The sequence below is a fragment of the Moorena bouillonii PNG genome, assembly GCF_001942495.1.
Taxonomy (GTDB): domain Bacteria; phylum Cyanobacteriota; class Cyanobacteriia; order Cyanobacteriales; family Coleofasciculaceae; genus Moorena; species Moorena bouillonii.
On the sequence record NZ_MKZS01000001.1, the window covers coordinates 7234211 to 7260206 of the forward strand.

A 25996-nucleotide genomic window follows, 5' to 3' on the forward strand; every position below is an offset into this window, starting at 1 on the left:
ATTCAATGTCTTGATGCAGTCCATCATGGGGGGAACCCCCACAGCTAGGCGCTGCTTTGCTACTCCCGACTCCCGACTCCCGACTCCCTACTCCCTACTCCCTAAATCTGATCACCAAACCGATGCTCTAGAGAGAACTATCTAAAGCAGCAGCTACGACCCGATGGTCTTCATCCTTCATCAGTTCTCCCAATGCTGCTTTAGCATCGGGGGAATCAAATCGTTTGAGGGCACGGGCAACATGCATCCGAATACGCCACCATTGTGAATTTTTCAGAGCCAGAATTTGCTGCAATGCCTCAGTTTCCTTAACAGTACCAGCCAGTAACCCTAGGGCATCAATTCCTGCTTCTCGGACAGTTGGGTCTTCCCCTGCTAAGCCGCAAATACAAATACTATAGAGTTCTTCTGGACAAGACATTTCCACCAAAGCAGCAAGAATGCTACGGCGCACCAGCCAGTGATCATCCTGTTGAAAGCTAGTGACCAGATGAGATATTGATACGTCTCCATACTTGGACAAGGAATTGGAAGCTTCTGCCCTTACATTGGGATCTGTATCAAATTGCATCAAATTTAACAACGCAGCATAGGACTCGTCACTCCGTTTATTCCCCAGTCCCATGGCCACAAAGGAGCGCACTAAAAATTCTGGGTCCTTGAGTTTACTTGTAAGTAGGGGAACAGCTACATCTGAACCATACTCTCTCAAAGCAGTAAGTGCCCTGAGGCGATCCTGGGCATTTGGACTTTTGAGAGAGATTTCGATTTGACGGATGTCCATAGCACTACAGAGCCAGCTTTTTTTACATTTCTTAATACCTTTAATCAAAGATTATCATAATTTAGTATACTGCTGTGAAGTGAACTAGCCTTAGCTGCTACCGGAAGCTAGGGCTAGTTCACTTCATTGTTTTTGTTAACCGTTGCGTTGATGAGATGCTAAGGTCAACCTTGGCCTTTCAACCTTAAACCTTGGCCAATAGGCCACGCAATCGCGTTCAACCTTCAACCAACCTTAAACCTTTAACCTTCAACAAAAATCAACCATGACGACTCAATTAAGCGACTATATCAAAGAACTAATTACCAAAGCCAGAATTGTCAGCTTTGCCAACTGGCAAGACTCCTATCCCCCAGAGATTATCCAGCATTTCCAGGCAGCTGATGATCATGGTCGCTATCTTACCGATGATGACTTGCACCAGATTAAAGCCTGTTCACCGGATACGGAATCCTTAATCAATACAGCCCAATTTTTGCGGGATAACGCTTCTGATATCATTTCTGAAGCGCGGGAAACCGTATTGGCTCAATATCCTGATATTACTAAACCAGGAGGTAGTCTTTATCCCGCCCCACGAGCAGAAGCCTGTTGGCGAGATTTTTGGCATTTCCTCCGCTGTATTACCTATGGGATTGCTGGCAGTAGCACCCAGTTTACTAGTGCTGAAGGACTGCACTATATGAATTTGTTGTACAAAGAATTGCAAGTCCCAATCGCCGCAATGGTATTAGGATTAGAAGGCATAAAGGCTGCTAGTTTAAAGCGATTATCTGAACCAGACACAATAGCCCCCTATTTCGAACATTTAATTAATCAATTGAAAAAATTTAGCTAAACCAATAACTCATAATTAAAACTAGAAAAAAATTAATAGCTAGTAACAATTAAAAAAGATATATTTTAAATTATTTTAATTAACAAAACCATGTCCATATCCAAATTTAAATACTTCTTTGATTGCTGTGTAGGAACCTGGGTGGCACAACGTACCTATCATAATCTGACTCACCAGGAGGTAGAGCGCTCCCTTACAGAATTCACCATTGAACCCCTGTCTTCTCCCCTCAAAACTAAGGTGTTGATAGATAATCAGCAACCTGACTTACCTAATATCAATGACCTGTGTGGTTATCATCTTGGTTTCGAAACAGTTTCTGAAAAAGGTGAACGGGTGTCCCAACAACTGAATATGCTTTTTGTCCCTCAGCTCGAAGAATCAATGATTCTAGAGGGAGATTATTTACGCGATCGCGCCTACGAAGAAGCTAAACCTAAAGTCGCTCATTTTAGCTTCGATACCAATAAACTAGAACTTTTGATGACCACCTACTATACCCGTGTGGTATCTGTTGATTCCATTACCCTGATCAATCCCAATTTAAGAATCCGCAAAATTATTAATTACCAGCGTCCTCTAGAAAGCGAACCCCTAGACAAAGTGGTTCTAGTGGGCTTTGGGGTGGAACAAAAAGCTTGATAATTAGCGTAGCATTTCTCAATTGGTTGAAGGACTTTCGTTCTGGGTTAATGGCAGTAGGGAGTAGGGAGTAGGGAGTAGGGAGCAGGGAATAGGGAACAGGGAATAGGGAACAGGGAACAGGGAAAAAATCCTGTTTACCTGATTGTCTTGATGCAAAGCGTGAGTGGGGTAAACCCCCGTGAGGCTACTGCATCACTAATATGAGAACTGCTATAAATCCTGTTGATGGTTAACTGTTGACAGTTGACTTTTATGTTTCCGTTGATACTAATTCTGGTCTTCACACATAACTGTCACAAAAGTTTACAATTACTAATGTTTAAGGATGGGAGCCACGGTGTATAACTGAAGGTGTGAATCCGGGTAAAGGCTCTAATTTACTAGGTTTGCGTAATCTACAACACCACCCGCGCCGAGCATTCAGCTGCTATAGGCCAACAAAATTGTTAACTTTTTTAAATTAAACTACACATAGCAGATGGATCTTACTGAATTTATAGAACGTTCTATTGGACGTTGGCGATCGCAACGCAGCGGTCATCACTTAGCGTTTAGTCACTTTGAGGAAATACGCTCAACTATTGATATCGTTGCCCTTGAGGCTGATGACTCAGCTGTGATTGACATTTGCAAACTATACGATATTGATCCCACAACTGCCTTGCATCCCTTTCGCATGAGTTGGGAAGGTGAATCAGATTGGGATGAAGAAGACATCCAGTCTGGAAGTTGCGTTCTAGTCCCTATCCCCGATCCTGAAAACCCCGATCGGGGAAAACTTCTCAGAGAGCAAGGCTATGCCGAGACAATTGCAGCAGTGGGCAACTATCACCTGACTGAAGATGGTACCTTCACTTTGCTAACGGAGTATGACCGAGCAGCTGCTGAAGAACGGATTTGGTTTGCCACACCGAATTTACGTTTTCGGGTTTCCTTGATTAAAACCAGTTCTGGTCAAGGGGTGACTACAGCCTCGTTTTCTTCGGAAATCCGTGACCTATCCCAATCGGGCTGAAAGTTATCAGCTTGAACAGTTAAGGTCATAATTTATATTTTTTTTAATCTTTTTTAACTCTAAGTTTTCAATAGATTAATACACCAATGTTGTCTAGTACTACCGATAAAACTACCAGTAATTTACTGACTCTAGCTAGTTGGATGGCTGGAGATTTTAGTAACCAAAAACAAGCGATTGATAATCCTCAGCTTTACGCTCACATTCATGTTTTCTTTCGCCCCTTACCCTTTGATTTTTTTTCCGGTATTGGTTTCTACTCTGAGCAAGCCTATGACTACGATCTATGGAGTCCCTACCGTCAGGGAGTCCATCGCCTGATTGATAAGGCAGATCATACTTATATAGAAAATTACAGTCTTAAAGATCCAGTTCTTTATGCCGGGGCGGCGCGAGAGCCAGATATTCTCAAAACCATCACCCCTGATGTTATAGAACGTCGCTACAACTGTTCAATGATTTTCTGGCGAGAGGGTGACATGTTTCGCGGAAGTGTAGAACCTGGTTGCCAGTGTTTCATCCAACGTAATGGGCGTAAAACCTATCTGGTCAGTGATGTGGAACTGACTGAAACTACTTGGATCAGCCTAGATCAGGGTATGGATGTCAATACTCATGAGCACGTATGGGGCTCAGCAGCTGGTCATTTACGATTTGAGAAACGGCAAAGTTTTGCTGACGAATTACCTGATTTGTAGCGCGGATGTATAGTGCCTAGTTATCAGCAATAAGGGATTGGATTGTCACACAAATACCAACAAACAAATACTAACAAATACTAAGCCAAGTAGGGTAGGTAAAGTCGTCTAATCTAGACGACTCAAAATAACCAATTTTTTTGGTTACCACCCGACAAGCTTAAAACTGGTATTTTATTTTATTGCTACTATCTAAATGATTCTTAAAGTGATTATTAGGTATTAGCATAAAACCTAAAACATATAGGGTTACTAAATGAATTGAATTGTGACAATTAATTTTTGTTGCCTCTTCCCTACTCCCTACTCCCTACTCCCTACTCCCTACTCCCTACTCCCTTCCCTAGAAAACCATTAGCCGATAATCTTAATTACCAATAGAGTTGAGGATGATTTGTGTACAGCTAATGCTACCGCCAAAAGCTCAAAAAAAGATGCAGTGCTGGATTAGGAGCAGACATTTAATCTGCTCGGGTCACTTTTTTATCTTTGAGACGGTAGAATATACAACAGTTGAACGATTCTCGGAATGTGTCGAGAGTCTCGGAGGAAGTTTAATATCGGTTAAACCCATTAAAAAAATTTGGATTGGCTCCCATCGCCAAGTTATTTTGTATCAAGCTAAAGCGAGTTTACATACACCTCATCATGACCTCAAACAATACTGGATAAAATACGGGAGTTTCCGCACCAGATTTGATGAACGTTCCTGAAAAATCCCCCCACTAATATCAAGTCAGGTTGAATACCCATAATTTAGAGGTAGGGTGGGAAGTGTGGGGAGATGGGGAGATGGGGAGATGGGAGAGATTTGTATTAAGGGTAATTATCCCGACATGATATAAACCAGTTGGCGTTGCGTCAGTCTTTGAATGAATAGGAGTAGAGTGGGCATCCTGCCCGCCCCAAAAGATCAAGGGACAGGCAAGATGCCTATTCCACACTGTTATAGCAGTCGCCAGGGCAGGCGCGGACATGACAAAAGTCTCAAACCTAAATAAGCGCAAGAGTTTGACTTCTGACTTCTGACTTCTGACTTCTGACTTCTGCTATAAAATCATTCCATTATTAAGCAACGCCAACCAGTTTATAGCTAAGCTATCAGCTGTTGGCCAAGGCCAATGGCTGATAGCTTAATGCTTACCAATTGCTTGAGGTACTTTCGTCCTGGGTTGCGCGGGAGTAGGTAGTAGGGAGTAGGGAAGTCAGAAGAGGGAACTTCGGAAGTGGAAAAAAATCCTGTGAACCTCATAGCTATGAGAAACGCTATATATATATAGCCCTATTGCCATCGTCAACAGTAGACGCACTATGGTCAAGGGAGGTATTTTTCCAAAATGATTTAGGTTTTCAATATCAGCGCTAGCATATATCACAGCTAAGTTCCTGTAATTATTAAGTTTTGTATATAACTGCCGAGTCGGTTAACTGACTCCTGTGTGATCGACTGGTGACCTTGTAACGAATATTACAAATTATTACTTTGTTGTTAATAAATGAGACGGCGGTTCCGATTATCCTCTAATGTTCATATTGAGCTGGTCAAAGATAAATAACCAGCAAGATAGCAAACTAGTTAAGTACCTTTAATTTAAGGAGATTTCAATGCTTGACGCTTTTTCCAGAGCTGTAGTTACAGCAGATAGCAAAACCGCATGTCTAGGTGCTGGAGACCTGGCTGCTCTCAAAGGCTTTATTGCTGATGGTAATAAGCGCCTTGATATTGTAAACATTATCGCCAGCGACGCCAGCTGCATCGTTTCCGACGCTATTTCTGGCATGATCTGCGAAAACACTGGTTTGATTCAAGCTGGTGGTAACTGCTACCCCAACCGCCGCATGGCTGCTTGCTTGCGTGATGGTGAAATCATCCTCCGCTACGTGACCTATGCCATCTTGGCTGGTGATGCTTCTGTACTAAGCGACCGCTGCCTGAATGGTCTGAAGGAAACCTACAGCGCTCTGGGTGTACCCACCACCTCCACAGCTCGTGCTGTTGGAATTATGAAAGCTGCTGCAGTTGCTTTCGTTAACAACACCGCTAGCCAGCGCAAGTTTGAAGTAACTTCTGGGGATTGTTCCTCCTTAGCTTCTGAAACTGCTGGTTACTTCGATGCAGTAGTTGCTGCTATCAGCTAGTCTTTCCCTTTTGCCTAAGATAACCAAGCTCCTGCCAAAGCGAGCTGGGGAAGCCAAAAGCTAAGTATAATCTTTGTCAAAACCCATTCAGGAGATATATAAGAATGAAATCAGTTATAAGCACAGTTGTTACTGCTGCCGATGCTGCAGGTCGTTTTCCTAGCAGCTCTGACCTTGAGTCCGTTCAAGGTAGCCTACAGCGGGCTGCTGCTCGTATGGAAGCTGCTGAAAAGCTAGCAGAAGGCATTGATAAAGTAACCAAAGAAGCTGGTGATGCTTGCTTTAAGAAGTATCCTTACCTAAAGGAATCTGGTGAAGCTGGGGATTCTCAAGTCAAGATTGACAAGTGCTACCGGGATCTCGGTCACTACCTACGCTTGATCAACTACTGCTTAGTTGTTGGCGGTACTGGTCCTCTAGATGAGTGGGGTATTGCTGGTCAGCGTGAAGTTTACCGTTCTTTGAACCTACCTACCGGTCCGTATGTAGCAGCTCTTGAGTTCACTCGCGATCGCGGTTGTGCTCCTCGTGACATGTCTGCTCAAGCTTTGGTTGAGTACAAAACTTACCTTGACTATGTAATCAACTCCTTGTCCTAAGGAGATCACGGTGAAAATCCGTCGCTGATTGACTAATATTTCGATCAGCACCTGGGGACTCTTAGTACGTTGCTTTGCCTGAATTGGTTGAGTACCGTCGAAGAGTCCCCTGATTGTTTTGGGGAGTTAGGGGGGCAAAACTAACTAAACTTCGTAAGTCCTATTGTTAATTTCTAAATCACCACTAAATCACTGATGGATAAACGTTTTGCAAATATATTTAATTTGACCGAAGATCAAGCGATCGCACTTTTAAAAACACCCTTAGACCAGTTAGAAGACCAATCTGATCGCTATCTGGCTGCATCCCATTTAATTAACTTTCCCACCGAGCGGTCAATCAATGCCCTGATGGAAACGGTGCAAGACCAAAACTCAGAACTGTACCATCGTATCGCTCGACGCAAGGCAGTGGAAAGTTTAGGTCGTCTGAAAGCCTCTGTAGCCCTACCCATCATTCGCTCATGTCTAGGGGATGAGGATTGTTACACTGTGGAAAATGCGGTCTGGGCAATTGGGGAAATTGGCACTCAAGATCCCGAAATTCTCGAAGAAATAGCCCAGCTACTGGAAAAACCAGGTCAGACTTATCGAGTGATTATCCAAACTCTGGCCGCACTAGACTATAAACCAGCCCTCGACAGGATTAAGACATTTACTAAATCTGATAATGAACCCATAGCCAGTGCTGCGATCGCAACGGTTTGTCGGTTCACAGGGGATACCACCGAGATGCACAAAGTGATGGCATTCCTAGAACACTCTAGTGTCAATGCCCGACGAGCTTGTATTCAAGACCTGATTGATGCCCGATACTACCAAGGAATTCCTAAAATTGCCACCTGTCCCATTTCCATGGTCTTCCGAATACGAGGAATTCGCCTGTTGGCCGAGGCTGGGTTGCCAGCCGGTGATATCACCTTTGAGGATATCGAACCATCACTCGATCAAGTGATTCGTGATCATCCTGATCACCTAGAGCTGGTTCATGAATATGACCAAATGCCCAGTTTAGACTTCTTGATTAACGAGCTATACCACACAGATTTTGGGCGATGTTATCTAGCCAGTAAGACTCTGCTCAAGTTATCTCCAGAAACTGTTGCTGACGCCCTACTTGCTACCTATGCTGACAAAGCCCATAACGATTATGGTGCTCACTACCATGTTGTCAAACTCTTAGGCTGGCTGAAATACGCCGATGCCTACGATTTGATAGTGGAAGCCCTACACAATAAAGCACCCCAGTTTCAGAAATCCCGTGCTGCTGCTGCTATTGCCTTGGGTAATTTAGGAGATGAACGGGCAATTCCCTTACTCAAAGACAGCCTCAATACCAATATTTTCGACTTGAAATATGCCAGTTTAATGGCATTAGAGCAGTTTGGGGATAACAGTGGTCAAGATCTGGCAGCTAATGATTCAGATTGGTTGATTCGGGAGAAAGCAGTTACTAAAGCAGTTACTAGTCATTAGCCATTAGGATTAGTCATTAGGTAAGCTATCAGCTTATGCGCTACGCGCACGCTACTTGAGGTGCTATCAGCTTATGCGCTACGCGCACGCTACTTGAGGTGCTATCAGCTTATGTGCTACGCACACGCTACTTGAGGTGCTATCAGCTTATGGGTAAGCTACACCGAACAGCTTTTGAATAAAACAGGTAAGCATTCGTTTAATCTGAGTTAAGTTTGCATGATAGCTTACCGCTAACGTCACATCAAGTAGCGTGCGCGTAGCGCATATGCTTAGATGGGCAAATTCCCAGACTTTCAATTCGAGAAAATCTCGAACTATTAAATTCTACCGTTTGCGCATCGGCGCACGCTACGCGAACGAGGTTTATTTTAAGCATGATAGCTGACGGCTGACAGCTGACGGCTGAATGCTTACGTAATTACTAACCTTGGAAGAGCATCTTTAGTGTACTAAGCACTAATACCATGCTCTGGTAATTGGTAATTGGGATCGCCTATCACACGCTTTGCAGCCAGGATAATATAGAGATTATCACCGCCATAGTCTAGGCCAGATCATGACTGAGACAGTACCTCGAGTCAAATTACCTCCTCCCTTTCCTGACCACACCCAGCTACCGGAGTCAGATGGAACATTTGTGTTCGCGAAGCGTGCCGTAGGCAAAAACTTTCAAGAGCATCCCCAAAGTATAATTCTAACGGATTCGATTGGAGAGATATTACAACAGCGACATCCTGATGGAGAATATGCTATTGGGCAAGACTGTGGTATATACTGGCGAGAAACTGATCCACCTGAAAAAGGAGCCGAAGCACCTGATTGGTTTTATGTTCCCAATGTCCCTCCTCAGCTAGATGGTAAAATTCGTCGCTCCTATGTGGTGTGGCGGGAACATATAGCACCATTAATTGCTTTAGAATTTGCCAGTGGCAATGGGGATGAAGAACGGGACAAAACCCCATTATCCCTCTCGACTCAAGGAGAAGTAACTAAGCCAGGGAAGTTTTGGGTATATGAGCAAATTATCCGAATTCCCTACTATGGTATTTATCAAATAAACAACAGCTCTCTTGAAGTCTATACCTTGGTCAGTGGGTTTTATCAGAAATTAACCCCTAATGAACGAGGGCATTATTCTATTTCACCATTGGGTGTAGAACTAGGCTTATGGCAAGGAAGTTATCAGAATCAAAGTCAACTGTGGCTAAGGTGGTGGGATGAGGAAGGAAATCTGTTGCTGATTGGTGATGAACGAGCTGTTCTAGAAAGGGAAAGAGCTGAACAAGAGCGACAACGTGCTGAACAAGCAGAGTCTATGGTGGAGGAGGAGCGCCAAAGAACTCAAGCTGCTTTAGCAAGAGCGGCTCGGCTGGCTGAGCAGTTACGAGCAGCAGGTATTGACCCTGATCTTGAGGATACCATTTAGCACTTAACCAAACAGTTAAAGGCTTATTGATACAAAAGTATACAATTAGACCGATAGACGGAAATTTTTGTAATGTTTTGTTGCTTTGTTTCTCATAAATGGGACTAGAGTGTCAAATAGCTTTTATTGTCTAAATTGGTTAGTCAATTCATGAACGACAAGACCAATAATTTTAATTAAGTCCTTGTTATTGATAAGGAGATTTTAATGCTAGACGCTTTTTCAAAAGCCGTAGTTGCTGCCGATGCCAAAGGTGGATTTGTTGGCGGTGGTGATTTAGATGCTCTGAAGGGATTTATTGCTGATGGCAACAAGCGCCTTGATGCTGTGAATTTTATCTCCAGCAATGCTAGCTGTATCGTTACTGATGCGGTTGCTGGTATCGTTTGCGAAACCCCTGGTTTAGTTGCTCCCGGTGGCGGTGTTTACACCAACCGCAAGATGGCTGCTTGTCTACGTGATGGCGAAATCGTTTTACGTTATGTGTGCTACGCCGTTCTCAGCGGAGATAGTTCTGTACTGACTGACCGTTGCTTGAATGGTCTTAAGGAAACCTACGCTGCTTTGGGCGTTCCCACTGGTAATACTTCCCGGGCTGTTGGCATCATGAAGGCTGCTGCTGTGGCTTTTGTTAACAACACTGCATCTCAACGCAAAGAGTCTGTTACTAGCGGTGATTGTGCTTCTTTGGCTGCAGAAGTTGGTAGCTACTTCGATGCAGTTGGCAGTGCTATTAGCTAGTCTCCCGGCTCAGGAGAAATTAAATTACACTGACCTTTTGCCGAAATCAATTTAAGACAGGAGATATTTAAATTATGAAATCAGTGTTAACCACTGTTGTTGCTTCCGCTGACCTAGCAGGTCGGTTTCCTAGCGCTTCTGACCTAGAATCAGTTCAAGGTAGCTTGCAACGTTCTGCTGCTCGTATGGAAGCTGCTGACAAGTTGGCAGGTAACTACGACGCTGTAGCTCAAGAAGCTGTTGATGCTATCTATAAAAAGTTCCCTAACGGTAGTGGTCGGGACATTGATGCAGGTACTCAGAAAGAAAAGTGCAAGCGTGACATCGTTCACTACCTGCGTTTGATCAACTATTGCCTAGTAGTCGGTGGTACTGGTCCTCTGGATGAGTGGGGTATTGCTGGCGCTCGTGAAGTCTACAAAGCCTTAGGTATCGATGCAGCTACCTATGTTACTGGTTTGACCTTCCTCCGGGATCGTGGCTGCGCTCCTCGTGATATGTCTGCCCAAGCCTTGGTTGAATACCGGATTTATCTTGACTATGTAATCAACTCCATGTCATAGAATTATCGCGATCCACTGTCTGTAGTGGCTAGCTGCCTCTAGTACTTTCGAATAAAGGGGTATCTTAGCAAAGTGCTGTGCCTGAAACAGGTTCAGCACTTTGCTAAGAACCCCTTAGTTATTGTTATCGAAGCTACTGACCATTTTTGAATTCAAAATGCAAAATGCAAAATTCAAACAGGTATAGCCTTCTAATTTTGAATTGTTGACACTGGATACAAGCCCCTGAATTCATTTATGGGGTATTTTTGGATTTTGAATTGATAATTTTGAATGGTCGCGTTCGCGCAGCGTCGGCTTGGCCGTAGGCCACGCCAAAGGCGAACGCCGATAGCGATTGACTCCTGGATCAAGTTGGTTTTATCGAACTCAGCTTATATACTGATGTCTACTAATATTTGTATAGCATTTTCCATACTTATCAGGTACACCGGATGGTTTCCCGATTCCCGATTCCCGATTCCCGATTCCCGATTCCCGATTCACGATTCCCGATTCCCGATTCCCGATTCCCGATTCCCGATTCCCGATTCCCGATTCCCGATTCCCGATTCCCGATTCCCGATTCCCGATTCCCGATTCCCGATTCCCGATTCCCGATTCCCGATTCCCGATTCCCGATTCCCGATTCCCGATTCCCGATTCCCGATTCCCGATTCCCTGTTCCCTATTCCCGATTCCCTGTTCCCTAAAAGCCCAAAATTGTGTACCTCACCTAATTGAAAACCGCTATATACTGATATTTACTAATGTCTACAGAAGAGTTATATCAACAATTAAAAAATAAAAATCCTAAACTCCGACAAAGAGCGATGCGGCAAATTGCAGCAGAGCGCACCGAGAATACTATTCCTGAGTTGATGGCAATTTTGGGTGATGAGGATGTGGTTTATCGGCGAGCAGCAGTGCAAACTCTAGGTGTGATTGGTCTTGATGCTGTACCGGTATTGGCAGAAACCTTAACAAGTAGTGAAAATAACACCGTACGGGCTAGCTGTGCTAAGGCGCTGGCTGCGATCGCTCTTAACTACTCAGAAGAAACCTTCCCAACTGTCGGGTTGCAAGGTCTACAAACAGCTCTTGAAGACCCAGATCCTGTTGTCAAAATATCCACAGTTGGCGCACTGGGAACTATTGGGCCACCCGCTTTTGAAGCCCTAGTAGCTGCTTTGGACATCGACGATATTGCCCTTCAAGTTACTGTGCTACAGGCTCTAGGTTCCTTGGGGGATGAGAGAGCTATGGAAGTGCTATCTGCTGCCGCTGAAAATCAGGAAGCCGACCCCTATATCCGAGAATCAGCAGCTAGTTCGATATCACGCTTGGAACAGATTATCAACTTTGGTTCATCCAGGAAAGCATCTCGAGAATAATATCAGAATAATCATATTATTATTTGTTGTTATTCAAACCAAAAATTATCCCCAAAACTATCAACAAAGGAAGCCAGGGGACTTGACATCATTACATCATTATTGATGCCTTGGGGCACTAGCTAAAACAATCTTCGGCTACGCCTCTTATTCAACTCTGCTTTGCCAAGGGTTGCCCAACGCTTCAACTCAACAATTTGTTTTTGTAAAGTGGCTATACGATCCTCTTGCTCTTGATTATGCTGTGCCAAAGACTCATAACTCTCGGTAGGTTGATTAGCCGGAGATTGTTGTTCAGACAACTGATGCTCTAACTCGGCAATACGCTTCTGTTGGTCTTGAGTTTGCTGTTGTAGAACCTGATTACTTTCTACTTGTTGCGCCGCCTGAGATTGTTGCTCTGCTAGCTGGTTCTGTAACTCTTTGACCAGATTAGATTTTTCTTGAGCCTGCTGTTGTAAAGACTGATAACTTTCGGTCTGTTCAGCAGTTTCAGATTTTTGGTCTGCTAACTGCTTCTGTAATTTCTTAACCAGATTAGATTGCTCTTTAGCCTGCTTTTGTAAAGACTGATAGCTTTCTGTCTGTTCAGCAGTTTCAGATTTTTGGTCTGCTAGCTGCTTCTGTAACTTCTTGACCAGATTAGATTGCTCTTTAGCCTGCTGTTGCAAAGACTGATAACTTTCGGTCTGTTCAGCAGTCTGAGATTTTTGGTCTGCTAGCTGCTTCTGTAACTTTTTGACCAGATTAGATTGCTCTTTAGCCTGCTGTTGCAAAGACTGATAGCTTTCGGTCTGTTCAGTCGTTTCAGATTTTTGGTCAGCTAGCTGCTTCTGTAACTTTTTGACCAGATTAGCTTGCTCTTTAGCCTGCTGTTGCAAAGACTGATAACTTTCGGTCTGTTCAGCCGTTTCAGATTTTTGTTGAGCTAACTTCTGTTGTAAGTCTTCAATCAAATTAGCTTGCTCTTTAGCCTGCTGTTGTAAAGACTGGTAATCTTCTTGGGATACACCAGAACCACCAGGCTCAGAGACATCAGGTTGTAGCGGTTGCTCACCCTCTATAACTTGAATCTTGGTTGGAGATTTTTTGGCTCCATTGTTGGGGGATGTTTCGTTTGCCTGCGGTGGATTTTCCAGGGCGATGGTCATACTTGCCTGCTGGCATGCGATCGCAATATTACCTCTGGCGATACGCTCAATTAGTTCCGAGCGGGACAACCCAGTATTCTGAGCCATCTGAGTCAACAAGCCAATGCCTGTAGGGGTCAGGGAGATCCCCACCTTGGACTTACCTTCTGAATACTGGCTAGCAGTTTTACGGCTTTTCTTGGGCATTGGCTTTTCCTCCGGATCGGCTATTTAAAGTCTATATATTTTACTGTTAAAAGTACCTTGTTCAAAGCTTTAGTTAAAACCTTTAGTTAAAACCTTGTATTTTCCAGGTAGTTGTTGAGGGTTGACCGCTGTCATTCAACACTCAACAGTCAACCCTCAACAACCTACACATTTCTATGGCAACTGGCCATAGAGCTAATCACAGCTAAGCATTCAGCTATCAGCTATCAGCCATCAGCCATCAGCTAATGCGCTACACGCACAGCTATTAGCCATTGGCCTTGGCCAATGGCACGCTACGGGAATGGCCACGTTACTGTTCGCGCAGTGTGCGCGTAGCGCAATCGATGCTTTTGAATAAAATAAGCTGACCGCTGACCACTGACGGCTGAATGCTTACATCGCAGCTCTAATAATTACTCTAATAACTACGAGGACGCCACTTATTCAACTGGGTTTCTGCAATCATAGCTAAACGCCGCTGATCAGCAATCTTTTCTTGTAACTTAGCAATTTCCTGAGCCTGTTGTTCAGACTTTTGTTGTAGAGCTTCATAACTGTCTGGCTCTACAGTCGCTGCTGCCATGGGGATTTGGGCTGCAATGCTGGTGAAACCACTACCACCATTGCTCGAAGAACTGTAAGACTGCCATTTGCTATACTGTGATTCTCCAAAGCTAGCCAATGGTCGTAAGTCTGCCAGCTGTTGCTGCAAGGTTTCCAGCAGTTCTTCTTGCTCTTGACATTTCTGTTGGATGGCTTGATAGGCTTCTGAGCGTTGTTTGTCAGCTTCTGGGGGAGCTTCCTGCGGTTGAATTTTGGGCTTGAGTACTTCATCCAATAAGGCTTGGATATCAGTAACTGGGGCTTGCCCAAGGGGATTATTGTAAATAATCGATTTATTCAGCCTTGGTGGATTTCCTGACACATTGTCTTTATCAGAGCTAGAAACGCTGGGCATCAGCACCAACATGTTAGTAAACCCAAGGAGCTTTTTGCCTGTTTGGGTTTTATAGCCCCGGTAAAAGGGTACAACATTCTCCCCAAACACCTCTTGGTACTCGTCACTATCGATATAGGAATCAATATCCGCCTCAAAACCTCCTTGATCAAGTACTTGGCTGTGATAGAAAGTCTCAGAGTAGTCATCAGGAGCACGACCGAGCAAATGCTTAAAATTCAGCTCGATTGACCGGTAGCGGGGACAGATATCGAAAAACCTGGACCGATACAACTCGGACTTGGCAACCTGACGCACAAACTCACGGACAGTGATTTCCCCCCGCTTGAGCTGGGATTCCGGGACAGTCAGCCGTTCACTCTCCATAACATAAGCATTTCCCAAAACCTGACGGTAGACTGCTCTAATCACCGTCTCGATTTCTGCTTCCGAGCGACCTGGCCACAGCTCAATCGGATCAATTTCTTCCCAGGCTTGATACTGGCGTTGCCAGGTTTGAGTCGTGTTTTGCAGGAGTTTTTCAGCTTCTGTAAGAATCTTAGGTGCTGTTTGAGTTTCTGTGGCACTTCCTACTTGGGCTTTATTGAGACCTAGAACATTAGCCAGGAGTTTATTGATATCAGTAGGTTTTACGACATCACCAGCTCCAGAAAGCGGCTCCATATTACTGGGACTATTGGTCATCAGGAACTGATTCAACCGAGACCAATTCCCCCGCCAAACATTGGGTTTATCGGTACCAGGTGCGCCACGCAACAGTTTTAAGATATGGGTAAATCCCACTGTACTTTTCCCGATCTGGGTTTTGTACCCCCGATAATAGGGAACCTGGTTTTCCCCAAAAGCTAGCTGGTATTCTTCGCTATCGATATATGAATCGATTTCAGTCTCATAACCGCCTTGATCAAGCATGCTCGTATGCTCAATAACTTCCTCATAGCTTTCAGGAGCTCGACCAAGAAGATGCTTGAAATTCAACTCAATGGCTCGGTTACGAGAGCAACTCTCGAAAAATCGGGAGTAGTAAAGCTCAGATTGAGCCACTTGGCGCACAAATTCGCGGACAGAAATTTCTCCCTTTCTGAGTTGGGATTCGGCAACGGTGAGCCGTTCACTATCCATGACATAGGTATTCCCCAACACTTGCCGATAGACAGCCCGAATCACAATTTCTATTTCTTCTTCAGAATGACTAGGCCACAGTTCAACTGGGTCTGTGTCTTGAAATGCTGCTACCCCTAATTGCGAGGCGCGTGTTAGTACAGGGTTTATAAAACCAATTACCATTTAAAAGACCTCCAAATCCATTGTTGTTAAATGTTGTTAATTACCGTTAATAAACAACTACTATAAAAACTTGCTTACGAAAAATACTTTTTTCACTTTCTAGTGAATTCACTTTAACTAAAGAGTCTTTATCGGTGAATGTCAAAATTCTATTGATTGAACACTATAAGTATTAACTTATTTTTGGTTAACGTGACGCTTCTTATATGGTTTTGGTTGATTGACCCTAGCCTGCTTGACTAACAAAACTCCTAAAACCCTTAATTTTCCTAGGAACTTTAATCCTATAGTTACTTGTTGCCATTACATTTCGGCGACACAGACCTGTTACCTCTAGTACAACTTTGCGATCGCTATAATGCCTAAGAGTGCTAGTGCCATCTGCCATCATTCTTGACATCGGGGAAGTACTCTGAATTTACTAAGTTGTGAATTCACAAAAACTAACACCATTGAGTAGTTAATCAATAGTTAACTACTCAATGGTGTTAGTTTTTAGAAATTAGCTGTTGATTGATCACAGCCTATTTCCAAAAACTAACATCTAGAGACTTAGCTCATATCAACTACTGAATCCTGAGAGGATATCTGAAAAGTTTTTTGATACTGAATTTTGCCCCCCTAGCCCCCCAATTCTGGGGGGAACAAGAATCTATTTGCTGGTAAAAGTCCCCCAAAATTGGGGGATTTAGGGGGCTTAGGTATAGCAAATTATACTTCTCAGACAACCTCTGACAGTCAACCTAACCTATTTCAGTAATACTGACAATTTTGCTGCCCATTTTGTGCATATTTTGAATCCTCGCCGACAGCTGGTCGTAACCCACCTCATAGGTAGCATTACTCCGCTTGAAGCGAGAACCAACACCAGCTTTAGCTACAGTAACCTTAAAGCGTTTGCCTGTATTGGCGTAAGTACCTGAACCCCCAGCAGGAGCAGTAATCTTGGTAGACACATTAGCCGCTAAATCACTAATCAGCTTGGCTTGGTTACTGCTATCACTGGTAGCATCTCCCCGCATCAAACAAAACGTCCGATTAAAGGCTACGTTCTTAATCCCAACTTCGGTAGTATTACTACGAGGATAGGGGACAATGAACTCGCCAAAATTAAACTGATACTCGTCGCTATCGATATAAGAATCGATGTCTGCGTCGTAGCCAGCAGCATTATAAATTAGAACGTGTTCGGCAATTTCTGTTTGATCCTGGGGAGCACGACCTAGAAAATGCTTGTAGTTGAGCTCAATGAAACGATACTGGGAAGCAGAATCAAAAAACAGGGACTTATACAACTCTGATTTAGCGACCATGCGCACAAAGCCCCGTACACTGATGTCCCCATTGCGCAGCATCGATTCAGCGCTAGTTAAGCGATCGGATTCCAGCAAGTGCGGGTTACCTAGAACCTGTTTGTAAACTGCCCGAATCACTGTCTGCACATCATCTTCTGTTGCACCAGGACGCAACTCTACCGGGTCAGCATCCATTACCCAAAGTGACATTTAAATTCCTCCTAAATTCTTTGCTCAAATTTAGCTGACTGACACAGCTATTCACTTATCAGTTACCAGTTATCAGTTATCAGTTACCAGTTATCAGTTACCAGTTTTTTTTGATTACCATTAACTATTGACTTAGTAACTGATAACCGGGCTACTCGATCAATTTAACTCAGTAATACTGAGAATCTTGCCACCGCTTTTATGAATACTCTGCACTTGTTCAGAGAGTTGGTCATAGCTAACCTGATAGTTCAGCTTGCTATACTTATTCAACCGGGCTGCACCAGCGCATGTGGAAACAGCAATCTGGTAGCGCTTGCCAGTATTGCCATAACCTGCACCATTGCCAATCGCTGGAGCCTTAACTTTTGGAGATAGATTACTAGCTACAGAAGTAATTAGCTGAGCTGGTTTTCCACTATCACTGGTAGGAGATCCTCGTAATAAGGAGAACATCCGATTAAAGCCCACATTCTTAATTCCTGCTTGGCTACGGATGCTGCGGGGGTAGGGAACGACGTCCTCGCCAAAATTCTGGAGATATTCCTCACTATCGATATAGGAATCGATTTCAGCTCCATAACCCTGTTCATTGTAAAGGCTGACGTGCTCAGAGATTTCAGCTTGATCTAAAGGAGCACGACCCAGCAAATGCTTGCAATTAAGTTCAATGAACCGATAGGGAGAAGACCCCTGGAAAAACCTGGATTGATACAGGGCTGATTGAGCTACCATGCGCACAAAGCCACGGACAGTAATATCCCCATTCCGCAACATTGATTCCCCATTAGCGAGTCGCTCGCTATCCATCAGATGGGCATTGCCCAAAACCTGCTTGTAAACAGCTCGAATTACCGTTTGTAAATCATCTTCACTAGCAAAAGGCCGTAATTCTAATGGATCACCTTCAAAGGCATCCAAGCCTAGAACAGCTGAGCGAGTTAAATTTCCCATTTCTATCTCTCCTTTAAAATTTCCGAAAAGACAAAACTCCAGATATTAGGAGATTTCTGTAATGCTGACGATTGTCCCACTAGTGCGATTAATCCGCTGAATTTGGGGTGTCATCTTGCTGCCAGGAACAATGTACTCAGTGGTACTACGACGGCGACGACCGCTGTACATGGCACCCCGGACTACAATTTTGAACATCTTTTCGGTAGCATCAGCATAAGCGGCAGCACGACAACCTGCCAGTGGAACAATTTCGCTGGTGCTATTGGTGGCAACTGCTTCTACCAAGCAAGAGCTTTTTATGGAGCTATCAATTTCTGGACGACCCCTTACCAAGGAGAGGGTACGGTTATAGCCCACCTGCTTTTGGCCGATTTGGCTAGTAGCACCACAATAGTAGGGTACGGTATCATCCCCAAAATTATTTTGGTACTCGTCACTATTGATGTAAGAATCAATCTCAGCATCGTAGCCCTGCTCAATACAGATGCGGATGTGTTCCGAAATTTCTGTCTGATCCAGGGGAGCACGACCCAATAAATGCTTAAAGTTAAGCTCAATAAATCGGTAGGGCGCACAGGATTCAAAATACCGAGCGCGATAGAAATCTGATTTGGCAACAGCCCGGACAAATTCCCTGACACTGATGCTGCCATCGCATAATTGCGATTCAGCATTCACCAGCCGCTCGCTCTCCATAATGTGGGGGTTGCCCAAAACTTGACGATAAACTGCCCGAATTACAGCTTGCACTTCATCAATGCCGCTAGTGGGCCATAGTTCAAAGATGGTATCTGAATCTAGACCAAACTTGGCAGTAGGCGCTGTACTGACCATTTAAATTTCTCCTTGCAAAAAACTTATTCAAAATAGAGGGGATTTTCCTTGCCAAAACAAAGTAACCAACCCTTCATTGAACTGCACCTCTACCTTCTTTGGCAGCAAGCCAACTAGTTTGCTGCCAAAGTACGCAGAAATACACGAACTTTTCCAGATTAGAAACGTTTGAATCCCGATTGAATCCTAATTACACAACGGTGATGCTTGCAATCACGCCACCCTGCTTATGAATCCGCTGGTACTCTTTGGAGAGCTGATCAAACGGAACCAGGTATACCTGATTACTGCGCCGGAATTTGGATACCCGATTCACTGCACCAGGGGACTTATAGCCAGTTACCTCAATGCGGTACACCTTACCTTCAGCAGTAGCTCCAGCACCATGACGAGTTCTGGCACCCAATGGCGTCTCTTGGAAAGACCAGCCAGATACACCACCAGATGGGGGAATCACTGCTGTAGGAATTTCTTGAATTACATTCTTATTGAGACAGGGACTATTGCCAGCCAAGCTCCCTTTGAAGTCGCTACTAGAGGCTCCTCGCAACAGTTGGAACATGTGGGTAAACCCAACCATCTTCTTGCCTGTTTGGGTTTTGTAGCCCCGGTAGAAGGGAACCGTATCTTCCCCATAGACTTCCTGGTACTCGTCACTGTCGAGGTAGGAATCAATCTCTGCCTCGAAGCCTCCTTCATCCCAGATAATACTGTGAGCTTTCATCTCATCGAAGCCATCGGGAGCCCGACCAAGTAAATGTTTGAAATTCAGCTCAATTACGCGGTAGCGGGGGGCTTTGTCGAAAAACCGGGAGCTGTAAGCATCCGATTTAGCTACTGCCCGCACAAATTCCCGAACGCTGAGTTCACCTAGTTTGAACTGAGACTCTGGGACAGCGAGTCGCTCACTTTCCATGACATAAGCATTGCCCAATACTTGCCGATAGACCGCCCGAATCACGGCCTCAGCGTCCTCGCTTGAGATACCTGGCCAGACTTCGATTGGATCTGTGTCTTCAAATAGGCCGACACCTAGCTGTGATGCTGGTCCGAATGCCATTAAGAGATTCTCCTAGATAGCAACAAATTTTTTAATCAGGGTTTTCTCAGGGTGTTTAAAAAACTTTACAAGCTTTTAAACAACAACATAACCTCTCTCACGACTCCTGATTGAGGAGTCTTGGGAGCTCATAGCTCCTGTGAGCGAGATTGTGTCAGTGTTTTACACCTTCACACATTTATTTATACAATGCCCTGATCACCCTAAATTATCAAGATTTGTAAACTTCTGGGATTGCCTGTGATTGAAACTGACAAGTATCTTAGAAATTATGAATTATAAAGTATGACGTATGAAGTATGAAAACTTTGATTGTTTTATAGTGTATTTATCACTTTGGTGAGGTACAAATTTTTTGGATTATAGGGAACAGGGAACCGGGAACAGGGAACCGGGAACATAAAACCAATTATCTGTACCTCATAAATATGATAACAGCTAGATTTATGATTTTTTTTAAGCTACCCTAGACGGAACACCCAGGGCGAACAACCTTGGCCAAAAGGCCACGCTACGCGAACAACCTTGGCCAAAAGGCCACGCTACGCGAACAACCTTGGCCAAAAGGCCACGCTACGCGAACAACCTTGGCCAAAAGGCCACGCTACGCGAACAACCTTGGCCAAAAGGCCACGCTACGCGAACAACTCTTCAACCTTCAACCTTCAACCTTCAACCTTCAACCCTTCAACCTTCAACCTTCAACCCTTCAACCCTTCAACCTTCAACCCTTCAACCCTTCAACCCTTCAACCCTTCAACCCTTCAACCCTTCAACCCTTCTGAATTTGTGCGATCGCTACCTTGACCAGTTGGCGAATTTCCTCTCGCTGATCGGATAACTTGGCTGTTAAGGCGGGTAAAGCCGCTTCATCTTTAAGCTTCCCTAAGGATAAGATTACCCTCCGCCTCACCTCTTGGCTGGGGTCTTCCAGTAACGGGATTAAATTGGGAACCCCTAGCTGGGGGTCAAGTTGGCTCACCGATGTCGCTGCTTCGGCACGAACATTGACAGATTCATCTTTCAGTGCTAATAAGAGAATATCTCTAGCCTGGTCATTACCTGGTTCATCCACCAAATTAGCGATCGCTCCGACTACTGCCATCCGCACATCTTCCGATTCCGAGTGGATTGCCTGATACAGGTGCTCAGCTGCGTCTGACCCAATGAAAGCAAGTGCCCAAGAGGCATGACCTTTGGCAGTTTGGGGATAATCCGCTGATTCCAACACCTCAATCAACTTTGGGACAGCCGCTTCTCCCATTCTGGCTAAGGCTCCAGCCGCTGAACTCTTGACCACTGTATCCTCATCATTTAACAAAGCATTGATCAGGGTAGGAACCGCCTGGGGATCCCTTATTTTTGCTAAAGCCTTGCCACAAGACCTGCGCACCACCGGGTTTGGGTGATTAGCTAGTGCTTCGAGCAAGAACGGAGAAGCTACCTTACCAATTTTGCCAAAGGCTTCCACGAATCCCAGTCTGACCATTCCCCGGCTATCAGCCAGGGATTCAACCATCTTTTTTAACTGTTGCGGATTAGTAATATCAACGTTTCCCTCAGCAAGTTGGCTATTGACATCAGCCAGCAAGCTGTCAGTTTCAGAGGGAGCTGGCGGTTGAGTTTCCGATGTAACCATGGGTAATTCCAGTTGCTTTAGTCAGTTGCGTCAGGATGATGGCAAGGATGATTGCTAGGGGCGGAGATTTTCCAGAGCAGCGTCGATCTTAATAATTTCTGGGTGGTTTTTGATATGCTCCATGGCCGCCTTTTTCGGCAGTTTCACCTTCTGAGCCATTTTCATCACATCATTAACGAGTCTTTCCCGATATTTCTCTAGTTCAGTAATAACTTCCTCAATTTCTGCCGGTGATGGCTGGGCTTCTTGAATTTCAGACATTTTGGTGACGTTCTTAAATCGTGATTATTATATAAGGTTACAGGTTACAGGTTACAGGTTACAAGTTACAGGTTATAGGTTATAGGTTACAGGTTACAGGTTACAAGTTACAGGTTACAGGTTACAGGTTACAGGTTACAGGTTACAGGTTACAAGTTACAAGTTACAGGTTACAGGTTACAGGTTACAACCTTCAACCTTCAACGGTTTAACCTTCAACGCTTCAACCTTCAACCTTCAACCTTTCAACCTTCAACCTTCAACCTTCAACCTTTCAACCTTCAACCTTTCAACCTTTCAACCTTCAACCTTCAACCTTTCAACCTTCAACCTTCAACTCTTCTCATGACTGGCTCCTAAACTTTCCCGAGTATTACTTCGAGTATAGGGATTCCAGGTGTCTAGATCTTTATATGGTTGATTCAAAAGCATCGAACGGGTGGCTTCACTGATGCCTTGAGCCATGGTAAAGTCAGCGCCAGCAATATTTTGTACATGGTTTAAATCTGCTCCAGTCAGGTCGGCCCCTCGCAAATCCGCTCCCTCCAGCTCCACGCCACTCATACGGGCATTACGCAAACAAGCCCCGGTCAGGAAAGCCTTCCGTAAGTTGGATCCACTCAAAGCAGCATCCTGTAAATTAGCACCGGTTAAATCGGCTCCGCTGAGATAGCCTCCTATTACTCTAATCCCTTGCAAGTCAACTCCCCTCAAATTAGCGGTATTTAGAAAAGCACCATTGAGATTAGCACCAGGCCCAACAGCCCCAGAACTTTTGTAGCGAAATCCTTCTGGCCAAGTAGTTTCCCGGTCATACAGGGCTACTTGTAGGTTGGTTTCATTTAAGTTAGCCATCGTCAAATTAGCCTTCCTTAAATCCGCCCGGTTTAAATACGCCCCTTCCAAATCAGCTCCAGTCAGGTCAGCGCCAGTCAGGTCAGCTCCCCTGAGATCAGCTCCCCTCAGATTCGCTTCCCGCAAAATTGCCTGACTAAGATTAGCCCCAGTCAGGGTAGCTTGGCTCAAATTAGCTTTCTGTAGGTTAGCACCACTGAGGTTAACCTGGTACAAGTCTCTCTGACTCCAATCGATGCCCTCAAGATTAGCATCAGAGATATAGTCTCCGGCTTGGAACCGTTTTAAGATATCCATAGCTTGGTTGTTAGTGCGATCGCTTAACCGAGTTTGAATCATTATAATTTGTAAACTCTACCTGGAACTGCCAAGGTTAGTCTACCGTTCTGGTGGGAACACAGGGTATTAAAAACAATTACTATTTCTAGGGTAGGGGCTAGCTCTACCCATCTATCACTATCAGGAGGTTCAAGCAAAAATGCGACTCAAGCCACCCATGACCATGATGGACTTCTTTCGCAAAAGCGAAGGCAAGTGGTTTACTCAACGCACAGTTCATCACTTCGATAACGCTGCCGATGAATCCGGGGAATCCAATCTGATGGTTCAAGTCATTGAAAAAGATAACCCTAAAGTCCAAGCCGTGTGTGACCTCCAAAGCATTGACCCCAGCCAGGCGATGGGGGGAGCGAGCTTTATGTGGCAAATCAATTTAGATGACCGGGAACCAAATTCCAAATATGCCGCAATTCTGATTGATGTTCCAGATGATGAAACTAAGCTTAGTGGCAAATTGATTCGAGACCAAGGCTATGTAGAAAGTATTCCGGTAGTGAGTCGGTATTGGTTTGGCAAAGACGGCATCCTCACCATTGATACCAATTACCAGAATAATCAGGGTCAAGAACGTTGTTGGTTTGTCACCGATGATTTTCGTGTCCGAGTCAGCACTGTGCGCATGATGAATGGCGTCAATCTCATGACCTATTGCTCTGAACGCCGTTGTGTTTCTAGGGAAATGCTGGAACAAATGATTGAAACTAATCGCGCTAGAGCTATGGCGGCGCAATAATAATTAAGGCATTAAAACAAAGGAAGTAACGAGCGAGAGTTAGCCACCTAATTTATTGGGTGGGCGTGGAGCGTACCGGGATTTATCCCGGCTCTCGTGTTACTTTCCTCTTTGGTTTTTAATATATCTCCTCACTGTTTCTGTGCTGGCGTTTCCAGTAGTTGAACAGAAATAACTGGGAGACCAAAGAGTTGGAAGTTTTAATAGTTCAGGAAATTCTTTTCGTAAGTGATGTGAAGCCCGGCCTTTTACCCTCTTGATTATCACAGATGGAGAGAAAGTGGGGTCAACCTCCAAGAACATGTGAACATGGTCTGGCATTATCTCCAAAGCTATCAATTGCCAGTTGTTGTCCTTGCATAAGTCAAAAATAATCTCTTGTAGCCTCATTTTAATTTCGCCAATCAATACTGCTTTCCTTCTTTTCGGGCACCAGACAAAGTGGTAATTCAGTAAGGTTACAGAATGCGGGTTTGTCCTGAAAATATCTTGAGTTTTGGTATCCATAGGTGTTGAAACCAAGTGTATAATCAAGATATCATATATACAATGAGGTGACAAGAATATGTACGGTTGCCAGCAACATCTGATAGCTACAACACCTGAAAACCAGGCGATCATAGAGTTGATCTGCTCGGAGGCTAACAAGTTAACCAACTGCGGCCTGTATTATTGCCGTCAAATGTTGTTTAAGGCTGGAAAATACCTCAACAATGCAGAGTTAGACAAAATAATGAAAAGCAACGTCCATTTCAGGGCGTTGAGATCGGCTTGCGCACAACAGACATTACATCGAGTTGTTGAGTCCTTCAAGTCTTACAAGGCTCTCAAAAAGCTATACACTAAAGGACAACTAACTGATAAGCCTAGAGTTCCGAAGTACCGTAAGAAAGGAGGTTTAGCTGTAGTCAGCTATCCTGCTCGCTGGGTGAAACTAGTAAAAGGTCAACTCAAATTTACTTTAGGAAAGCAGGTTAAGGTTTGGTTTGGGATTGATCACTTTCTACTGCCGATGCCGTCCAATATCGATTTCAAATCAATCAAAGAATATCGGTTTGTCCCTAGGAATGGCTGTTTTTATCTGGAGTTTGTATACGAGCGACCAAACCCAAAGCCGGTAACACCTACAGAGAATGTATTAGGTATTGACCCCGGTCTCAATAACTGGTTGACTTGCGTCTCCAATACCGGAAGATCTTTCATCGTAGATGGCAGAAAAGTCAAGTCCCAAAACCAGTGGTACAACAAGCGGGTAGCTGCAATCAAAAAAGGAAAATCTCAAGACTACTGGGATGAACAACTAGCCTCTGTGACTGAAAAGCGCAACCGTCAAATGCGCGACAATATCAATAAGGCTGCTAGATTTATTATTAACTGGTGCCTAAGGAATCAAATTAGCACAGTAGTTTTTGGGTGGAATAAGCGCAACAAAGACGGTATTAATATTGGCAAAAAGAATAACCAGCAATTTGTTCAGACTCCTACCGCTAAGTTGAAGAACAGAATTGAAAAACTGTGTGTTGAGTACGGCATTAAATTCGTTGAAATCGAAGAGAGTTACACCAGTAAAGCTAGCTTCTTAGATCGTGACTTTCTACCTACACTTGGTGCAAAACCCGTTCGCGTAGCGTGCCCTTCGGGCTTGGGGTGGAAGGCTTCTGGAACAAGAGTAAGGCGTGGGCTTTATAGGTCAGGAAAAGGTGAATTAATTAACGCCGATTGCAACGGAGCTTGTAATATCCTCCGAAAAGTAGTGACACAGCTAGGGTTTTCCCTAGCCGAGGTCAGTAGAGCAGATTTGAACCTGCCACAACGATACAAATTAGATTCTCTATCTAAATGGTATCGTGAAGCGTCGTGGAGCGCGGTTTCAACCCGCGTAACGACATCAGCTTAGAATCCCTGCGTTTTCAAACCAGGGAGAGTTC

Annotated in this window: 31 protein-coding genes; 17 read left to right on the forward strand and 14 right to left on the reverse strand. The window is 44.4% G+C overall.

Annotation, left to right across the window (positions count from 1 at the left end; translation table 11 throughout):
• The first annotated feature begins 13 nt into the window (after nt 1-13).
• Nucleotides 14-145 carry a hypothetical protein gene (locus tag BJP37_RS44040; RefSeq protein WP_269087087.1) on the forward strand — a complete coding sequence of 44 codons (132 nt, stop codon included), beginning with the start codon at nt 14-16 and terminating at the stop codon, nt 143-145.
• Here BJP37_RS44040 and BJP37_RS29450 read toward each other — a convergent pair.
• Nucleotides 128-784, reverse strand: a complete 657-nt coding sequence (locus BJP37_RS29450) for a HEAT repeat domain-containing protein (protein WP_075904189.1) — start codon at nt 782-784, stop codon at nt 128-130. The genes BJP37_RS44040 and BJP37_RS29450 overlap by 18 nt on opposite strands.
• Nucleotides 785-1049: 265 nt before the next feature.
• Here BJP37_RS29450 and BJP37_RS29455 point away from each other — a divergent pair, with 265 nt between their 5' ends.
• The gene (locus tag BJP37_RS29455) at nt 1050-1622 is read left to right on the forward strand and encodes a bilin-binding protein (protein WP_075904192.1); all 573 of its coding nucleotides are present in this window, start codon (nt 1050-1052) and stop codon (nt 1620-1622) included.
• A 90-nt stretch (nt 1623-1712) separates the two neighbouring features.
• Nucleotides 1713-2264, forward strand: coding sequence for a phycobiliprotein lyase (locus BJP37_RS29460; RefSeq protein ID WP_075904195.1), 552 nt, complete (start codon nt 1713-1715; stop codon nt 2262-2264).
• Nucleotides 2265-2282: 18 nt separating this feature from the next.
• Here the strand turns inward: BJP37_RS29460 and BJP37_RS41700 are convergent, their stop codons facing one another.
• The gene (locus BJP37_RS41700; protein WP_198954224.1) at nt 2283-2423 is read right to left on the reverse strand and encodes a hypothetical protein; all 141 of its coding nucleotides are present in this window, start codon (nt 2421-2423) and stop codon (nt 2283-2285) included.
• Between the two features lie 322 nt (nt 2424-2745).
• Between BJP37_RS41700 and BJP37_RS29465 the strand changes: the two genes are divergently transcribed.
• From BJP37_RS29465 to BJP37_RS29475, 3 genes are all read left to right on the forward strand, one after another.
• Nucleotides 2746-3282: a phycobiliprotein lyase gene (locus BJP37_RS29465; RefSeq protein ID WP_075904197.1), complete on the forward strand. Its 537-nt coding sequence runs from the start codon at nt 2746-2748 to the stop codon at nt 3280-3282.
• Between the two features lie 86 nt (nt 3283-3368).
• Nucleotides 3369-3980 carry a chromophore lyase CpcT/CpeT gene (locus BJP37_RS29470; protein WP_075904199.1) on the forward strand — a complete coding sequence of 204 codons (612 nt, stop codon included), beginning with the start codon at nt 3369-3371 and terminating at the stop codon, nt 3978-3980.
• A gap of 407 nt (nt 3981-4387) precedes the next feature.
• The gene (locus tag BJP37_RS29475; protein ID WP_075906577.1) at nt 4388-4693 is read left to right on the forward strand and encodes a CpeR family transcriptional regulator; all 306 of its coding nucleotides are present in this window, start codon (nt 4388-4390) and stop codon (nt 4691-4693) included.
• 380 nt (nt 4694-5073) lie between these two features.
• Here the strand turns inward: BJP37_RS29475 and BJP37_RS40260 are convergent, their stop codons facing one another.
• Nucleotides 5074-5232 (reverse strand): hypothetical protein, encoded by a 159-nt coding sequence (locus BJP37_RS40260; RefSeq protein ID WP_158069820.1) that lies wholly within the window; start codon nt 5230-5232, stop codon nt 5074-5076.
• A gap of 353 nt (nt 5233-5585) precedes the next feature.
• On the opposite strand from BJP37_RS40260, the gene cpeB (BJP37_RS29480) reads away from it, so the two are divergent.
• The 8 genes from cpeB (BJP37_RS29480) (at nt 5586) to BJP37_RS29515 (ending at nt 12300) form a co-directional block, all read left to right on the forward strand.
• Nucleotides 5586-6119 (forward strand): phycoerythrin subunit beta, encoded by a 534-nt coding sequence (gene cpeB / locus BJP37_RS29480; protein ID WP_075904201.1) that lies wholly within the window; start codon nt 5586-5588, stop codon nt 6117-6119.
• A gap of 104 nt (nt 6120-6223) precedes the next feature.
• Nucleotides 6224-6718 (forward strand): C-phycoerythrin subunit alpha, encoded by a 495-nt coding sequence (gene cpeA / locus BJP37_RS29485; protein WP_075904203.1) that lies wholly within the window; start codon nt 6224-6226, stop codon nt 6716-6718.
• A gap of 195 nt (nt 6719-6913) precedes the next feature.
• Nucleotides 6914-8194, forward strand: coding sequence for a C-phycoerythrin alpha-cysteine-82 phycoerythrobilin lyase CpeY (gene cpeY, locus BJP37_RS29490; RefSeq protein WP_075904205.1), 1281 nt, complete (start codon nt 6914-6916; stop codon nt 8192-8194).
• Nucleotides 8195-8753: 559 nt separating this feature from the next.
• Nucleotides 8754-9623: a Uma2 family endonuclease gene (locus BJP37_RS29495; protein ID WP_075904207.1), complete on the forward strand. Its 870-nt coding sequence runs from the start codon at nt 8754-8756 to the stop codon at nt 9621-9623.
• A 207-nt stretch (nt 9624-9830) separates the two neighbouring features.
• Nucleotides 9831-10364 (forward strand): phycoerythrin subunit beta, encoded by a 534-nt coding sequence (cpeB, locus tag BJP37_RS29500; RefSeq protein WP_075904209.1) that lies wholly within the window; start codon nt 9831-9833, stop codon nt 10362-10364.
• 74 nt (nt 10365-10438) lie between these two features.
• Nucleotides 10439-10927, forward strand: a complete 489-nt coding sequence (gene cpeA / locus BJP37_RS29505) for a C-phycoerythrin subunit alpha (protein WP_075904211.1) — start codon at nt 10439-10441, stop codon at nt 10925-10927.
• Nucleotides 10928-11311: 384 nt separating this feature from the next.
• Entirely contained in the window at nt 11312-11650 is a 339-nt protein-coding gene (locus tag BJP37_RS40265; protein ID WP_158069821.1) for a hypothetical protein, read from the forward strand.
• Between the two features lie 26 nt (nt 11651-11676).
• Nucleotides 11677-12300, forward strand: a complete 624-nt coding sequence (locus tag BJP37_RS29515) for a HEAT repeat domain-containing protein (RefSeq protein WP_075904213.1) — start codon at nt 11677-11679, stop codon at nt 12298-12300.
• Nucleotides 12301-12422: 122 nt separating this feature from the next.
• Here BJP37_RS29515 and BJP37_RS29520 read toward each other — a convergent pair whose 3' ends face one another.
• From BJP37_RS29520 to BJP37_RS29555, 7 genes are all read right to left on the reverse strand, one after another.
• Nucleotides 12423-13637 (reverse strand): coiled-coil domain-containing protein, encoded by a 1215-nt coding sequence (locus BJP37_RS29520; RefSeq protein WP_075904215.1) that lies wholly within the window; start codon nt 13635-13637, stop codon nt 12423-12425.
• A gap of 421 nt (nt 13638-14058) precedes the next feature.
• Complete coding sequence (locus BJP37_RS45230) at nt 14059-15885, reverse strand: phycobilisome rod-core linker polypeptide (protein ID WP_229415485.1); 1827 nt, start codon at nt 15883-15885, stop codon at nt 14059-14061.
• A gap of 226 nt (nt 15886-16111) precedes the next feature.
• The gene (locus BJP37_RS40270) at nt 16112-16285 is read right to left on the reverse strand and encodes a hypothetical protein (protein WP_158069822.1); all 174 of its coding nucleotides are present in this window, start codon (nt 16283-16285) and stop codon (nt 16112-16114) included.
• Between the two features lie 343 nt (nt 16286-16628).
• Entirely contained in the window at nt 16629-17390 is a 762-nt protein-coding gene (locus tag BJP37_RS29540; RefSeq protein ID WP_075904217.1) for a phycobilisome rod-core linker polypeptide, read from the reverse strand.
• Between the two features lie 159 nt (nt 17391-17549).
• Nucleotides 17550-18344: a phycobilisome rod-core linker polypeptide gene (locus tag BJP37_RS29545; RefSeq protein ID WP_075904218.1), complete on the reverse strand. Its 795-nt coding sequence runs from the start codon at nt 18342-18344 to the stop codon at nt 17550-17552.
• A gap of 45 nt (nt 18345-18389) precedes the next feature.
• Nucleotides 18390-19181, reverse strand: coding sequence for a phycobilisome rod-core linker polypeptide (locus tag BJP37_RS29550; protein ID WP_075904220.1), 792 nt, complete (start codon nt 19179-19181; stop codon nt 18390-18392).
• 190 nt (nt 19182-19371) lie between these two features.
• On the reverse strand, nt 19372-20241 hold the full coding sequence (locus BJP37_RS29555) for a phycobilisome linker polypeptide (protein ID WP_075904222.1): 870 nt from the start codon (nt 20239-20241) through the stop codon (nt 19372-19374).
• 494 nt (nt 20242-20735) lie between these two features.
• Here BJP37_RS29555 and BJP37_RS41710 point away from each other — a divergent pair, with 494 nt between their 5' ends.
• Nucleotides 20736-21026, forward strand: a complete 291-nt coding sequence (locus BJP37_RS41710) for a hypothetical protein (RefSeq protein WP_198954366.1) — start codon at nt 20736-20738, stop codon at nt 21024-21026.
• On the opposite strand, the gene BJP37_RS29565 is transcribed toward BJP37_RS41710, so the two are convergent.
• The 3 genes from BJP37_RS29565 to BJP37_RS29575 form a co-directional block, all read right to left on the reverse strand.
• A complete protein-coding gene (locus tag BJP37_RS29565) occupies nt 21014-21880 on the reverse strand; it encodes a HEAT repeat domain-containing protein (RefSeq protein ID WP_075904225.1) in 867 nt (288 codons plus the stop codon). The genes BJP37_RS41710 and BJP37_RS29565 overlap by 13 nt on opposite strands.
• Nucleotides 21881-21934: 54 nt before the next feature.
• Nucleotides 21935-22141, reverse strand: coding sequence for a DUF8630 family protein (locus BJP37_RS29570; protein ID WP_075904227.1), 207 nt, complete (start codon nt 22139-22141; stop codon nt 21935-21937).
• Between the two features lie 333 nt (nt 22142-22474).
• Nucleotides 22475-23335: a pentapeptide repeat-containing protein gene (locus tag BJP37_RS29575; protein ID WP_075904229.1), complete on the reverse strand. Its 861-nt coding sequence runs from the start codon at nt 23333-23335 to the stop codon at nt 22475-22477.
• 139 nt (nt 23336-23474) lie between these two features.
• On the opposite strand from BJP37_RS29575, the gene BJP37_RS29580 reads away from it, so the two are divergent.
• Nucleotides 23475-24068, forward strand: coding sequence for a phycobiliprotein lyase (locus BJP37_RS29580; protein WP_075904232.1), 594 nt, complete (start codon nt 23475-23477; stop codon nt 24066-24068).
• A 99-nt stretch (nt 24069-24167) separates the two neighbouring features.
• Here the strand turns inward: BJP37_RS29580 and tnpA are convergent, their stop codons facing one another.
• The gene (gene tnpA / locus BJP37_RS29585) at nt 24168-24575 is read right to left on the reverse strand and encodes an IS200/IS605 family transposase (RefSeq protein WP_075904234.1); all 408 of its coding nucleotides are present in this window, start codon (nt 24573-24575) and stop codon (nt 24168-24170) included.
• Nucleotides 24576-24633: 58 nt separating this feature from the next.
• Between tnpA and BJP37_RS29590 the strand changes: the two genes are divergently transcribed.
• A complete protein-coding gene (locus tag BJP37_RS29590; protein ID WP_229415486.1) occupies nt 24634-25965 on the forward strand; it encodes an RNA-guided endonuclease InsQ/TnpB family protein in 1332 nt (443 codons plus the stop codon).
• The last annotated feature ends 31 nt before the right edge of the window (nt 25966-25996 follow it).

Excerpts from the sequence above, each read along its gene's own strand:
- BJP37_RS44040 (WP_269087087.1), top strand. The coding sequence starts at position 14 with ATGCAGTCCATCATGGGGGGAACCCCCACAGCTAGGCGCTGCTTTGCT.
- BJP37_RS29450 (WP_075904189.1), bottom strand. The coding sequence starts at position 784 with ATGGACATCCGTCAAATCGAAATCTCTCTCAAAAGTCCAAATGCCCAG.
- BJP37_RS29455 (WP_075904192.1), top strand. The coding sequence starts at position 1,050 with ATGACGACTCAATTAAGCGACTATATCAAAGAACTAATTACCAAAGCC.
- BJP37_RS29460 (WP_075904195.1), top strand. The coding sequence starts at position 1,713 with ATGTCCATATCCAAATTTAAATACTTCTTTGATTGCTGTGTAGGAACC.
- BJP37_RS29465 (WP_075904197.1), top strand. The coding sequence starts at position 2,746 with ATGGATCTTACTGAATTTATAGAACGTTCTATTGGACGTTGGCGATCG.
- BJP37_RS29470 (WP_075904199.1), top strand. The coding sequence starts at position 3,369 with ATGTTGTCTAGTACTACCGATAAAACTACCAGTAATTTACTGACTCTA.
- BJP37_RS29475 (WP_075906577.1), top strand. The coding sequence starts at position 4,388 with ATGCTACCGCCAAAAGCTCAAAAAAAGATGCAGTGCTGGATTAGGAGC.
- BJP37_RS40260 (WP_158069820.1), bottom strand. The coding sequence starts at position 5,232 with ATGAGGTTCACAGGATTTTTTTCCACTTCCGAAGTTCCCTCTTCTGAC.
- cpeB (WP_075904201.1), top strand. The coding sequence starts at position 5,586 with ATGCTTGACGCTTTTTCCAGAGCTGTAGTTACAGCAGATAGCAAAACC.
- cpeA (WP_075904203.1), top strand. The coding sequence starts at position 6,224 with ATGAAATCAGTTATAAGCACAGTTGTTACTGCTGCCGATGCTGCAGGT.
- cpeY (WP_075904205.1), top strand. The coding sequence starts at position 6,914 with ATGGATAAACGTTTTGCAAATATATTTAATTTGACCGAAGATCAAGCG.
- BJP37_RS29495 (WP_075904207.1), top strand. The coding sequence starts at position 8,754 with ATGACTGAGACAGTACCTCGAGTCAAATTACCTCCTCCCTTTCCTGAC.
- cpeB (WP_075904209.1), top strand. The coding sequence starts at position 9,831 with ATGCTAGACGCTTTTTCAAAAGCCGTAGTTGCTGCCGATGCCAAAGGT.
- cpeA (WP_075904211.1), top strand. The coding sequence starts at position 10,439 with ATGAAATCAGTGTTAACCACTGTTGTTGCTTCCGCTGACCTAGCAGGT.
- BJP37_RS40265 (WP_158069821.1), top strand. The coding sequence starts at position 11,312 with ATGTCTACTAATATTTGTATAGCATTTTCCATACTTATCAGGTACACC.
- BJP37_RS29515 (WP_075904213.1), top strand. The coding sequence starts at position 11,677 with ATGTCTACAGAAGAGTTATATCAACAATTAAAAAATAAAAATCCTAAA.
- BJP37_RS29520 (WP_075904215.1), bottom strand. The coding sequence starts at position 13,637 with ATGCCCAAGAAAAGCCGTAAAACTGCTAGCCAGTATTCAGAAGGTAAG.
- BJP37_RS45230 (WP_229415485.1), bottom strand. The coding sequence starts at position 15,885 with ATGGTAATTGGTTTTATAAACCCTGTACTAACACGCGCCTCGCAATTA.
- BJP37_RS40270 (WP_158069822.1), bottom strand. The coding sequence starts at position 16,285 with ATGTCAAGAATGATGGCAGATGGCACTAGCACTCTTAGGCATTATAGC.
- BJP37_RS29540 (WP_075904217.1), bottom strand. The coding sequence starts at position 17,390 with ATGTCACTTTGGGTAATGGATGCTGACCCGGTAGAGTTGCGTCCTGGT.
- BJP37_RS29545 (WP_075904218.1), bottom strand. The coding sequence starts at position 18,344 with ATGGGAAATTTAACTCGCTCAGCTGTTCTAGGCTTGGATGCCTTTGAA.
- BJP37_RS29550 (WP_075904220.1), bottom strand. The coding sequence starts at position 19,181 with ATGGTCAGTACAGCGCCTACTGCCAAGTTTGGTCTAGATTCAGATACC.
- BJP37_RS29555 (WP_075904222.1), bottom strand. The coding sequence starts at position 20,241 with ATGGCATTCGGACCAGCATCACAGCTAGGTGTCGGCCTATTTGAAGAC.
- BJP37_RS29565 (WP_075904225.1), bottom strand. The coding sequence starts at position 21,880 with ATGGTTACATCGGAAACTCAACCGCCAGCTCCCTCTGAAACTGACAGC.
- BJP37_RS29570 (WP_075904227.1), bottom strand. The coding sequence starts at position 22,141 with ATGTCTGAAATTCAAGAAGCCCAGCCATCACCGGCAGAAATTGAGGAA.
- BJP37_RS29575 (WP_075904229.1), bottom strand. The coding sequence starts at position 23,335 with ATGATTCAAACTCGGTTAAGCGATCGCACTAACAACCAAGCTATGGAT.
- BJP37_RS29580 (WP_075904232.1), top strand. The coding sequence starts at position 23,475 with ATGCGACTCAAGCCACCCATGACCATGATGGACTTCTTTCGCAAAAGC.
- tnpA (WP_075904234.1), bottom strand. The coding sequence starts at position 24,575 with ATGGATACCAAAACTCAAGATATTTTCAGGACAAACCCGCATTCTGTA.
- BJP37_RS29590 (WP_229415486.1), top strand. The coding sequence starts at position 24,634 with ATGTACGGTTGCCAGCAACATCTGATAGCTACAACACCTGAAAACCAG.